This window comes from Shouchella rhizosphaerae (assembly GCF_900142675.1).
Taxonomy (GTDB): Bacteria; Bacillota; Bacilli; order Bacillales; family Bacillaceae_D; genus Shouchella; species Shouchella rhizosphaerae.
In genome coordinates this window covers 396,668-408,465 of sequence record NZ_FRBS01000006.1, presented here as the reverse complement: position 1 = coordinate 408,465, position 11,798 = coordinate 396,668, and the positions used below count along the sequence as shown (strand labels likewise).

The 11,798-nt window shown below is 46.4% G+C and carries 10 protein-coding genes; 4 read left to right on the top strand and 6 right to left on the bottom strand.

The features are described 5' to 3' along the window. Positions 1 to 114 precede the first annotated feature (114 nt). The 6 genes from BUC05_RS18260 to BUC05_RS18235 form a co-directional block, all read right to left on the bottom strand. Positions 115 to 960: an SDR family oxidoreductase gene (locus tag BUC05_RS18260; RefSeq protein ID WP_035205169.1), complete on the bottom strand. Its 846-nt coding sequence runs from the start codon at positions 958 to 960 to the stop codon at positions 115 to 117. Next, the gene (gene uxuA, locus BUC05_RS18255) at positions 960 to 2,036 is read right to left on the bottom strand and encodes a mannonate dehydratase (RefSeq protein WP_011245486.1); all 1,077 of its coding nucleotides are present in this window, start codon (positions 2,034 to 2,036) and stop codon (positions 960 to 962) included. The genes BUC05_RS18260 and uxuA overlap by 1 nt, the downstream gene beginning before the upstream one ends. Continuing rightward, positions 2,033 to 3,070, bottom strand: coding sequence for a zinc-binding alcohol dehydrogenase family protein (locus tag BUC05_RS18250; protein ID WP_035205172.1), 1,038 nt, complete (start codon positions 3,068 to 3,070; stop codon positions 2,033 to 2,035). Before BUC05_RS18250 ends, uxuA begins: the two co-directional genes overlap by 4 nt. Before the next feature lie 453 nt (positions 3,071 to 3,523). Then, positions 3,524 to 5,026: an FAD-dependent tricarballylate dehydrogenase TcuA gene (gene tcuA, locus BUC05_RS18245; RefSeq protein WP_035205173.1), complete on the bottom strand. Its 1,503-nt coding sequence runs from the start codon at positions 5,024 to 5,026 to the stop codon at positions 3,524 to 3,526. A 2-nt stretch (positions 5,027 to 5,028) separates the two neighbouring features. Further along, positions 5,029 to 6,102 (bottom strand): isocitrate/isopropylmalate dehydrogenase family protein, encoded by a 1,074-nt coding sequence (locus tag BUC05_RS18240; protein WP_035205174.1) that lies wholly within the window; start codon positions 6,100 to 6,102, stop codon positions 5,029 to 5,031. Between the two features lie 91 nt (positions 6,103 to 6,193). Next, a complete protein-coding gene (locus tag BUC05_RS18235; protein WP_011245482.1) occupies positions 6,194 to 7,063 on the bottom strand; it encodes a LysR family transcriptional regulator in 870 nt (289 codons plus the stop codon). A gap of 143 nt (positions 7,064 to 7,206) precedes the next feature. Between BUC05_RS18235 and BUC05_RS18230 the strand changes: the two genes are divergently transcribed. The 4 genes from BUC05_RS18230 to BUC05_RS18215 all read left to right on the top strand — a co-directional run bounded on the left by BUC05_RS18230 (position 7,207) and on the right by BUC05_RS18215 (position 11,520). Beyond that, entirely contained in the window at positions 7,207 to 8,331 is a 1,125-nt protein-coding gene (locus BUC05_RS18230; RefSeq protein WP_073305653.1) for a Bug family tripartite tricarboxylate transporter substrate binding protein, read from the top strand. Between the two features lie 75 nt (positions 8,332 to 8,406). Further along, positions 8,407 to 9,897: a tripartite tricarboxylate transporter permease gene (locus BUC05_RS18225; RefSeq protein ID WP_011245480.1), complete on the top strand. Its 1,491-nt coding sequence runs from the start codon at positions 8,407 to 8,409 to the stop codon at positions 9,895 to 9,897. Next, on the top strand, positions 9,894 to 10,334 hold the full coding sequence (locus BUC05_RS18220; RefSeq protein ID WP_011245479.1) for a tripartite tricarboxylate transporter TctB family protein: 441 nt from the start codon (positions 9,894 to 9,896) through the stop codon (positions 10,332 to 10,334). The genes BUC05_RS18225 and BUC05_RS18220 overlap by 4 nt, the downstream gene beginning before the upstream one ends. Positions 10,335 to 10,365: 31 nt before the next feature. Continuing rightward, positions 10,366 to 11,520, top strand: coding sequence for a 2-methylaconitate cis-trans isomerase PrpF family protein (locus BUC05_RS18215; RefSeq protein WP_035205176.1), 1,155 nt, complete (start codon positions 10,366 to 10,368; stop codon positions 11,518 to 11,520). Positions 11,521 to 11,798: the final 278 nt, after the last annotated feature.

Sequence of the window (11,798 nt, the reverse complement as noted above, 5' to 3'; positions counted from 1 at the left end):
TTAAACGATTGGGCGGTTTTTTTGTGCTTTTTTATCTAAATGCAAAAAAGCCACCCCAAAAGGTCATTTATCTATGACCTTTTGGGACAACTCCTCTTTTTTATAGGCATACCCTTAAACGCCTGAATACGCCATGAATCCTCCATCAACGGGGATCGTAACGCCTGTTACAAACCGCGAAGCGTCTTCGTCAGCAAGCCACAAAAGTGTTCCGAGCAAATCTTCTGGTTTGCCAAAACGGCGCTGCGGTGTGTGAGCGATTATTTTTTCTGCCCGCTCCGTTAATGAACCGTCTGAATTTGTTAATAAAGCGCGGTTTTGCTCGGTCAGAAAGAAGCCTGGGGCGATGGCATTGGCGCGAATGCCTGAGTCAGCAAAATGAACGGCAAGCCACTGGGTAAAGTTGTTAATGCCTGCTTTTGCAGCGCTATAGGCTGGGACTTTTGTCATCGGTGATGGAGCGGACATGGATGAAATATTGATCACCGAACCGCCGCGGCCGAGCATTTGTTTAGCAAAGGCTTGCGTCGGAATGACGGTACCTTGCAAATTTAATCGAAAAACGGAATCAAACCCATTTGGCGACAAATCAAAAAACGATTTTGCTGATTCGTTTTCCAAATCGCCTTCCTCATAAGTCTCCTTATCCGTAATGGCGTCGGGGTGGTTTCCGCCAGCACCATTTATAAGCAAATCACAAGGGCCAAACTCTTCCTTGACCGTAGACGCCGCTTGTTGGACTTGTTCTTCCTTAAGCACATCACACGCTAGCGCAATCGCCTTTCCACCTTGTTCTTTAATTTCCTCGGCAACTGCCTCGCCTTTTTCTTTTGTTCGGTTGAGGATCGCGACTTTCATACCATGTGCAGCAAGCTCTTTTGCCATTTCCCGGCAAAGAATACCGCTTCCGCCAGTCACAACCGCGACTTTCCCTTTTAAAGACGCATGCCCAACTGCCATTACGATTGCCTCCTTTTTGCTTCAAGCTCATACGCATCCCAAAGTCCCCATAAATGCATGATGCCAAGAGCACGGTCATAGAGGCCATAGCCTGGACGGCATTTTTCATTCCAAATATGGCGGCCGTGGTCAGGGCGCACATAACCAGTAAAGCCATTTTCATGGTAGGCTTTGACGACATCAGCAATATTAACAGAACCGTCTTGTGAACGATGAGATGTTTCGATAAAATCGCCATTTTCATAGATTTTGACATTGCGGATATGAGCAAATGGAATCCGGTCGTGGAAACGGCGAATAATTTTCGGAATATCGTTTTCTGGGTTTGCACCAAGAGAACCGCTGCATAGCGTGATGCCATGGGCTGGGCTGTTTGACAGTTGCAGAAAACGCTCAACGGCGGCCTCACTTGTTATGATGCGCGGCAAGCCAAACACAGACCATGGTGGATCGTCAGGATGGATCGCCATTTGAATGCCATGTTCCTCGGCAACTGGAAGTACTTGCTCTAAGAAATACTGCAAATGCTCCCATAAATCGTCTTCTGTCACATTTTCGTAAGCTTTGAGCGATTTTTCAATATGGGCCAAACGCTCTGGCTCCCAGCCAGGCATCGTAAAGGCCGCGTTGCTTGTCGTTTGTCGAACCAATTCGCGGGGATCCATGTTGTCCACTTTTGCTTTTTCATAGAAAAGAGCGGTAGACCCGTCTTCCATTTCTTTAAACAAATCTGTGCGTGTCCAATCAAACACAGGCATAAAGTTGTAGCAAATCACCTTCGCACCGACCTTGGCGACGTTGCGAATGCTTTCCTTATAATTCTCAATGTATGCATCGCGCGTCGGCAAGCCTAGTTTAATATCTTCATGGACGTTAATGCTTTCAACCACATCTAAATGAAACCCATAACGGTCGGCCTGTTCCTTTACTTGCATGATGTCTTCCAAAGGCCATACTTCGCCAGCCACTTTATCGTGCAACGCCCAAACAAGCCCTTCTACTCCAGGGATTTGTTTGATTTGCTCCAGTGTTACGCTGTCGTTGTTTTCTCCGTACCACCTAAATGTCATTCTCACTTGCTCTCATCCTCTCTTTCAAAGATTAACACTGCTTTACGGACATGAGCAGGCTCCTTTTCAAGCAACTCAATTGCCTTCTTCACCTCATCAAAGTCAAAACGATGAGATATAATCGAGGCTGGGTCAACCTTTTGCTCATTTACTTGCCTAATAACGTCGGGAAATTGGTTTGTTTGCAGCCTTGAGCCTGCTACAGTTAATTCTTTTTTCGTTAACAACAAAGACGGAATATCCGAGGGCGTTTCATTGAATCCTAATGTCACTACGGTTCCAGCAACTGAAGCAAGCTTAACGGCTTCAGCAAATGTGGTATTCGTACCGACTGCGTCAATGACAACATTCGCGAATTCGCCATCGGTTTTTTCAAATAGGACTGCTTCCGGCTTTTCATGCGGCAAATGAATCGTAAAATCAGCGCCTACTTGTTTGGCATAATCGAGTCGGTTGGCTTGTAAATCAGAAATGAAAACCGTTGCGCCTTTTTGCTTCGCCATGATTAAACAGGCGATGCCCGTCGGCCCTGCCCCCATGATAAAAACAGTGTCTCCAGGCTCAATGTTTCCACGATATGCCGCCTGGGCGCCGATTGTCATTGGTTCGACAAGAGCAGCTGCTTCAAAAGGCAAATCCCCGTTTACTTTGTGCCAGTTCGCTTCAGGAGCGACCATCCATTCACGCATCCCCCCATCACGGTGTACGCCAAACACTTCCAACTTTGCGCAAACATTCGGGCGGCCTTTCTTGCAAGCGTAGCATACGCCGCATGATGAAATGGGCTCAAGCGCTACACGGTCGCCCCGACGAAGGCCATGGACACCGCTCCCCACTTCTTCAACAATGCCTCCGACTTCATGGCCGATAATGCGCGGATAAACCGTAAACGGGTTACTGCCATGGTAAATGTGCATGTCCGACCCACATATCCCTACAGCTTGCACTTTAACCAGCACATCCTTGTCCGTTTCAAGCTCTGGCTTCTGGACTTCAACTACGTGAATGTCCCCTGGCTTTCTTACTTCAATTGCTCGCAAATGCGCCACTTCCCTTTCCATTAGTTTGGCGTTTTCATGAATCCGCTTACAGGATAGGCTGTAAAAATACGAAATAAGATGATGCCAATGTAGCCTGCACACAATGTGGAATACGATTCTACCATACTACCATACAAGTGTGGTAGTCAAGAGATTTGTTACTCATGAGACGAAAAATGGGGAGAAATTGTTTTTTCAATAAAAGCATTAAAAAGCGATTGACTAACGTTTTTATAATGGCTAGCACTGTCAGATGCGCGAAGGGATAATTGGCTCTATTACACCCTTTTACCGTGGTAATCTTCGTAAATAGCCTGCGGGAACAAACAACATGTGCATTCCCTTCAAGACTCCTTTGAAATAGGCGATTTGCTGATCGTACTCTTGAGAAGAAACAAACAAAGACTAGGGACTCGAGTCTCCTAGTCTTGTTTGTTCTTGTTATAAGAAGCATTATGATTTCGAGGATAACGGTTTTGTTCGATTGCAAAAGGTAGCTGCTTGTTCTCCAGCAAGCCGCCCAAACACAGCGCCTGCCATTAAACCAGAACCACCAGGATAGTTATGGTAAAACAGCCCGCCAACCATTTCTCCGGCTGCAAACAAGCCAGCAATTGGGCGTTTATCATCGCCGAGAATTTCGCTTTCTGTGCTGACGTGTATGCCGCCAAACGTAAATGTAATACCGCATGTTACCGGAAATGCATAAAATGGCGCTTTTTCAAAAGTTAGCGCCCAGTTTGATTTAGGCGGACACACTCCTTTTGTACATTTCCCGTCTTTTATCGCTGGATTGTACGGCCCCGGTTGGACTGCCTGGTTATATGCACGGATCGTATTTACTAACGACTCAGGACAGACGCCCATTTTCTCTGCTAATTCCTCCACGCTATCTGCTTTGTAACAGGTTGCTTCTGGCAGGTGGTATTCCTTGCGGAGGTTAGGGCTCACTTGTGCATCGAATAATTGAAATGCTTTTTGCTCAGGCTGCTTCAATGTTTCTTTTCCATACTTTGCATACGTGTAATTGCGAAAATCGGCTCCTTCATCTACAAACCTTTCTCCTTTTACATTTACAATCAACCCTAACGGATAAGATGATTTTTTATAAATGTCCCCTGGCTTGTTAAAATCGCCTGTCTTTGGGGCATGATAATCGGTCGTATGGGCGTGGCAGCCATCCCATTGTCCATATCGGACGGCCCCAGCTTTCAGGGCGAGTGTTAACCCTTCGCCTGTGTTAAAGGCTGTGCCACGGACGACTGCTTTTTCCCATTCATTCCCTAGGTGGGTCTTGCGCATGTTGGCATTGGCTTCAAATCCTCCGCAGGCGAAAATGACAGCATTGGCTGTGATTTCAACAGGTTCTCCCGCTATTTCAACAATTAGCTTTTTTAATTGGTCTTCTTGTTTTAACGCTGTTGTCTTTGCGTCGTACTTGATGTCGATGCCAAGTGCTTCGGCACGCTGAAACAAAGCTTGAACCAGCCCCACTCCTTTGTTTTTCGTTTTTAACGGCAGCCCTCCCCAAAACTGGCGCGTCCCGTCTTTCTCATAATATTGGTTCTCATTGACTGTAAATTGCACGCCTTGTTTCATCATCCATTGAATCGTATCAAAAGAACGCGACACGAGCTGGTTTGCTAATTTTTGATCTGTCAGACCGTCCGTTAAACGCAACAGGTCGGCCATAAACGCTTCTTCTCCATAGTCAGGCATGCTGATTTGCTGGATCTGCTCCTCATCCAAATCCGGGAGAACAGCCCGTAAATCTTGAAAACGACCATATGCACAACGAATGGCCCCGTCGGTAAAATACGAATTTCCGCCTCTCTTGCTCTTTGGCGCCCGTTCCAACATACATACGCTGGCCCCTTGCTCTTTTGCAGCAATCGCTGCACAAAGGGCGGCATTTCCTGTCCCTAACACAACCACATCGACGTCTGTTTTTTTCATACTCATTCCGCCTCCTCGATCTTCTCGCAAACAACATCTGTAAATTGCTGTGTGCTTGCTGTTCCGCCTAGATCCTTGGTACATACTCCACTTGCCAATGTGTCGGCAACCCCTTGGTTAATTCGTCTCTCGACAGTGCTGCATAATTGGCTTTTATGTTTTTTGCCAATCCAACCTAACAACATTGCACTGGAACGAATCATTCCAATCGGATTGGCCAAACCTAGGCCAGCAATATCAGGCGCTGAGCCGTGTGCCGCTTGTGCCATTGCTTTGCTTTCACTTGCATTGATCGAGCCGGCAAGCCCTAAACTTCCAACAAGTTCTCCAGTAAGATCCGATAAAATATCGCCGAACATATTTTCTGCAACAATGACATCAAACTCAGCAGCGCGCCTAACCAAATGGGCACACATGGCATCGATGTGGTAATCATCAACAGACACATCTGGATAGTGGTGGCCGACCTCTTTGCAAACGTTTAAAAACAAACCAGATCCTAGGGAAATCACATTCGCCTTATGGACAATTGACACTTTTTTTCGTCGTTCCCGAGCAGCACGAAACGCAGCATGGGCAATACGTTCAATCGCTTTGCGCGTAAAGACACCGGCTGTTACAGCAACGTCTGCTGTTACCATCCATTCGCCGATTCCTTTATACATATTGCGGTCAACATAAAACCCTTCTGTATTTTCTCTGTATATAACCAAATCTGCGCGTTCCACCACTCCTTTTACATACGGCTCCGACTTAGCTGGCCTAATGTTGGCATACAAATCGAAATGGTGCCGCAATTCTCCGCTTGGGTTGCGTACGTTTTGTAGCTGTTTTGGGTACGACTGTGAATCATGGGGGCCCATTAGCCACCCATCGAGTTTGTCGAGTGCTTGTACCGTCTCCGCTGGCATGCTTGAACCTGTCTGTTTGATTGCGTCCAGTCCCATTGGCAACACATGCCAGTCAATAGCCAAACCTGATTTTGCGGCGGCAGCGCTTACAATTTTTACAGAAGCACTTACGATTTCATAGCCGATTCCATCCCCGTATAATACGCCTAGCTCTAATGGCTCCATGGCACCCTCCTTAACAAGACTTACCTTTAGGCTACTAGGAAAATGTTATAGAGGGAAATATTGATTTTCTTTGACATTTCATAAAAATTTTTTATGATCGCTCTTGTTGCCACTGGCAGATGTAATCGATAAAATGCCTTACGACTGCCAGCTTTGCTGCCTCCCTGCTCGCTAATAGCCATGTCCGACGCAAAAGTGGCGACCCGTCCAAATAGTAGAGTGGCTCTATGTAAAGCTGGTCTTTTTCTGAAAGGGAAATTCCCGGCACAATCGCGTAGCCTAGCCCGTGTTTGACCATTTCCTTGCATGTTTCAAACCGATCTAAATCCATTTCCGTGTATGGTGGCTCCTCAAATCGGTCGTTCCACCAATGCTGAATCGTATCTTTAAGTGAACTGTCTGTCCGGTAACTTAAATACGGCTTCTCAGGCAATGTACCTAGTTCAAGCTTTTCCTTCGAAATGAGCGCCAGCTGTTCTTCCCCCAGTAGATGCTTTTCTCCTGGCCATGTAAAGTCACTTCGCAAAATGCCGACATGAACAGAAGCACTTTGTAAATGTTCTAATACTTGCGTACTCCACCCTGTCCGGACTTGGAAACGAACATTGGGATAGTGGCTTGAAAACCCTTTGAGCACTTTTGGCAGTAAGTATTGGGCATAATTGCTCGATGCACCAATGCGAAGCGTTCCGCTTACATGCTTTTGCATATGCAGCAACTGGTCTTTTGTTTGTTGGATTTTCTCTAGCATTTCATTTGCGCATTCTGCAAGATATTCTCCTTCTGCCGTAAACCCGATCCCCTTTTTCGTTTTGAAAAACAACTCCACTTGAAATTCTTGTTCCATTCGTTTTAATCGGTAACTCAAGGATGGCTGTGAAACAAATAGCTTTTCTGCTGTCTTGGTTAAATTTTTGTATTTATACAGCGCGTTAATTAACTCCCAATCTTTTTGGTCCATTATGGGCCCCCCTTGCCGTTTTTGTGTGCCTATTATACATGATTATTAAAAATATTTATCGGATTTTATAGAATTCTACTATTTTACTTATGTTTTGCAATCGCTTACAATTCGATTCAAGACATTGCAAAAGAGGTGAAAGAATGAGAAAAACGTTTGGGCTCGTAATAGCTTATTCTGTATTATTGTTTGCAGCTGCAGGCTGTAATACGATTCAAGCAAATGACAAGCAGGCGGACAACGAAGGAAGCGAAGGCGCACTCTATGAAAATGAAGTCATTTCGTTTGTTGTCCCCTACCAGGCCGGCGGTGGTTCCGATGTATTTGCCCGCATTATGGCCAACTACTTTCCTAAACATATTGAAGGCTCCCCACGGGTTCAAGTGGAAAATATTCCTGGAGGAGGCAGCATCACAGGGACCAATGAATATGCACTTTCGCGGCAAGCGAATGGACGAAATATTTTAACAACAAGTGCTTCCACCCATATTCCGTATATTCTCCAACAGCCGTCTGTCAAATACGACTTGTCGAAAATGACGCCAATCATTGGCGCTCCTACAGGTGGCGTTGTCTACACTTCTCCCGAATTAGCGGCATTAGGAATGGACGATCTTTCAAAACAGCAAGGGGCGCTTTTCTATGCCGGCATTTCTCCAACTGGGTTGGACCTTGTGACGCTATTGTCGTTTGAAGTCCTTGGCCTTGACGTCAAGGCTGTGCTTGGCTATGAAGGCAAGGGGCCAGCCCGTGTCGCCTTTGAACAGGGGGAAAGCAACATTGACTACCAAACAACAACGGCCTATAAACGGAATGTCATCCCTTTAGTCGAAGAAGGCAGCGCTGTCCCCCTCTACAGCCTTGGACAAATGAATGAAGACGGTGATTTGGTTAGAGATCCCCAGTTTCCTGACCTGCCCACGATTGAAGAAATCCATTACGACCTATACGGGACAGCACCAGTCGGCGAAGCATGGGAAGCCTATAAACAATTTGTAGGTGCTTCCTTTACGATGCAAAAAGTCATTTGGATCCATGAAGACGCACCAGAACAGCATCAACAACTTTTACAAGCATCGATGGAAACACTTATCCAGGACGAACAATTCATGGCCCAATCAGAGGAAATTTTGGAAAATTATCAGCCTTTGGTCGGTGACGAGCTGCAAACAAGAATTGATTCGATGTTAACGATGTCCCCTGAGACATTAGAATGGGTTTCCCAATTTCTTTTAGATACCTACGATGTAGATATTACTAAACTTTGATTTAATGGGAATGCTTGCTCTATCTATTCAACTTTCTTTTGAAACGACACCATCCATAAAAAGGAGGCGACTGCTATGCTCGAAGCTGCATGGGAAGCATTGCTTATCGTGTTGCACCCATCTAGAATCGGCTTCATGTTTCTTGGCATATTTATTGGTATTTTTGTAGGACTTCTCCCAGGTTTAAGCGGAACGGTAGGCATGTCCTTGCTGCTGCCCTTTGTGTTTGGCCTCGACCCATTTGTCGGCATGGCCTTGCTGATTGGCATGGTTGCTGTCGTCCATACGGGCGATACATTCCCGTCAATCTTGCTTGGCATTCCCGGCACTTCAGGGTCCCAAGCAACGATCATGGACGGTTTTCCTTTAGCTAAACAAGGGCAAGCCTCCCGGGCTATGGGAGCCTCATTCTTTTGTTCCATGGTAGGTGGTGTCATTGGCGGCCTTGCCCTTTATTTAACGATCCCGTTCGCCCGCCCGCTTATCTCTGCTTTTAGTTCACCAGAGTTATTTATGTTGACGATGCTAGGACTTAGCATGGCTGGGCTGCTTGCTGGCAAATCGCCGATGAAAGGGATTATATCAGGACTGCTCGGCTTGCTGATTGGCTCAATCGGCAGCGCCCCAGCTGTCGCAGAATACCGCTACACATTTGGATCACTTTATTTATCAAACGGCGTCTCTTTGCCTGTCGTGGCATTAGCGATCTTCGCTTTCCCGATTATGATCACGATGTTGACCAACAAAGGCGCTGTTTCTAACCATGGCCCTTTAAAAAGAGGCGTTTTAACAGGGGTTATGGACGCGCTGCGCAACAAATTCCTTGTATTTCGCAGCGCTGTTATCGGCACGTTGATTGGTTTTGTTCCAGGACTTGGAGGCAGTGTTGTTGACTGGATTGCTTATGGCGCTGCCCAAAAAACAGTTAAAGGAAATTCATTTGGAAAAGGCGACATTCGCGGCGTCATTGCTCCAGAGAGCGCCAACAACGCCAAAGAAGGCGGCTCCCTTGTGCCAACGCTTTTATTTGGCATCCCTGGCTCTGGGACAACAGCGATCTTGCTAGGCGGGCTTACCTTAATGGGCTTAGAAGCAGGACCAAGAATGCTTGGCGCCGATTTGCCGGTAACGTTATCGATTGTATGGACGCTCGTTTTTGCCAATATTTTTGGCGCACTGCTGTGCATGCTGCTTATCCGGCCAATCTCCAAGATTAGCATGGTGCCTGGAGAAAAAATTGTCCCGTTTCTCATCGTCCTGCTTGTACTAGGCGCTTACCAATCAAACTTCTCATGGGGCGATCTTATTGTTTTCGTCGCCATTGGCCTCCTAGGCTACGTGATGACGATTCTAGATTGGCCACGCCCGCCGCTCTTAATTGGGTTTGTCCTTGCTTTGAGTGCTGAACGCTATTATTGGATATCGATTGAGCGGTACGGTTGGTCGTGGATTAGCAATCCACTTGTCATTGCCCTTGCTCTATTTATTGTTCTATTGTTGTCAGGCGGGGCAATTATGAAAAAGTTTAGTAAATCCGTTGAGTCAGGAAAAGGGGTCTCCTCATGACAAAAGACTTACTTAATATTGGTTTTACTAGTTTCTTGATGCTTGTTTTTGGATTTGCTGTTTTTGGAGCTTTGCAATTTTCACGGTTGGCACAGTTTTTTCCACTGTATGTTTCAATTGCCGGAACCGTTTGTACAGCGATTTACTTAGTTGTTTTAATTATCCGTTATCGAAAAGAAAACGCATCAAGTTCAAGGGCGGTCGTTTCCATCGCCCGGCCACTACGCTATATGGCGTGGCTTCTTGGCTACATTGCGTTCATTTATCTTGTAGGCATGTTGATTGCCACTTCGCTGTTTCTCGTCGCTTTCTTGATGTTTGAATCGAAAATGCCATTTATCAAGACTGCCCTTTCTGTCGCAATCGTACTGATCGGGATTTCAGCCGCTAGCTCCCTGCTCGGTGTTTACTGGCCGACTAACTTGCTTGGGCTGTAAAAAAGAACAATAACCATTAGGAGTGAAAAAGATGAGAGAATATGAACGCATACGCGCTGCCATTATTCGCGGCGGCACAAGTAAAGGTGTCTTTATTTTACAAAACGAGCTGCCAGAAGACCCTAACGTACGCGACCAAGTCATCCTGTCCATCTATGGGCAGGATGCACGGCAAATTGACGGCCTTGGCGGAGCAGACGCCTTAACAAGCAAGTTTGCGATGGTCCGTCCGTCTCCTTTGTCAGCAGCTGACATTGAATATACATTCGGCCAAGTGGGGATTGGCACTGGCCATATCGATTACAATACCAATTGCGGGAACATCCTTAGCGGCGTTGGACCGTTTGCCGTCGACGAAGGGCTTGTTTGCGTGACAGAACCCTATACAAAAGTTCGTATCCATAACACCAATACAGATCGGATCATCATCGCCCATGTGCCCGTAGAAAACGGACGCGCCAAGCAAGTGGGGAACTTTCATATTGACGGCGTCCCCGGCGGCGGTGCTAAAATTATGCTTGATTTTCAAAACGCTGCTGGAGCAAAAACAGGTGCCCTGTTTCCAACAGGCGCACGAAAAGATTGGCTTGATTGCTCGCATGGCAAAATAGAAACGAGCATTGTCGATGTTACTACGCCAGTGGCTTTTATAAACGCTTCTGCAGTAGGAATGACAGGAGTAGAACTTCCTGAGCAGCTGACTCAAGAGCAACTGTTTCTGCTTGAGGAAATACGGGGAGCAGCGGCAACGAAATTAGGTTTTGTCGCCCAACCGTCAGACGCTGCCCACTTGACACCTGCAAGCCCGAAATTAATCATCGTTTCTGAAGCACAAGAATACCAAGCAGCTGCCGGACAGTCTGTTCATAAGGCAAATATTGCTTTCGTTGGCCGAGCAATGTCGATGCAACAGATGCATAAAACATTTCCTGTCACAGGCGGGCTGTGCACGGCTGTTGCTTCTAAACTACAGGGCACTGTCGTCCACGACTGCTGTTCTGATCATGCTCAAATGGAGGAAACCGTCCGTGTGGGACACCCTTCTGGCACAATGGAGTTTCATGTGTCCGTCAAAGAAGCAAACGGCATCGAACCAACGATTGAAAAAGCAGCTGTCGCCAGGACAGCACGGCGTATAATGGAAGGATTTGCGTACGCACCAGCTGCTTTGTTTTGGGGGCACTGATCTGTAAAGGGATTTAGAGATAAATAGACGCTGAAGCAAATCAATTAGACAAATCACATCATCTCTCCCCCATGAGGGAGAGAACACTACTCCAACAAAGATAACGGCAAGCAATCAAGCACCTAAAGCATTACGCTTTGGGTGCTTTCCCTTTCATTTGAGCTTTTTACCCACTTGACAATTAGCCCCTTCTCATATATGGTTAACTACATAACCAACTAACCAAATAACAAACTCCTACTGCCCATCTTCATGCTCTCTACCATTCCAAGAAAGGA

Bases quoted from the DNA above. Each gene is read 5' to 3' on its own strand.
- BUC05_RS18215 (WP_035205176.1), top strand. From the start codon at position 10,366: ATGAGAGAATATGAACGCATACGCGCTGCCATTATTCGCGGCGGCACA.
- tcuA (WP_035205173.1), bottom strand. From the start codon at position 5,026: ATGAAAAAAACAGACGTCGATGTGGTTGTGTTAGGGACAGGAAATGCC.
- BUC05_RS18225 (WP_011245480.1), top strand. From the start codon at position 8,407: ATGCTCGAAGCTGCATGGGAAGCATTGCTTATCGTGTTGCACCCATCT.
- BUC05_RS18230 (WP_073305653.1), top strand. From the start codon at position 7,207: ATGAGAAAAACGTTTGGGCTCGTAATAGCTTATTCTGTATTATTGTTT.
- BUC05_RS18235 (WP_011245482.1), bottom strand. From the start codon at position 7,063: ATGGACCAAAAAGATTGGGAGTTAATTAACGCGCTGTATAAATACAAA.
- BUC05_RS18260 (WP_035205169.1), bottom strand. From the start codon at position 960: ATGGCAGTTGGGCATGCGTCTTTAAAAGGGAAAGTCGCGGTTGTGACT.
- BUC05_RS18240 (WP_035205174.1), bottom strand. From the start codon at position 6,102: ATGGAGCCATTAGAGCTAGGCGTATTATACGGGGATGGAATCGGCTAT.
- BUC05_RS18220 (WP_011245479.1), top strand. From the start codon at position 9,894: ATGACAAAAGACTTACTTAATATTGGTTTTACTAGTTTCTTGATGCTT.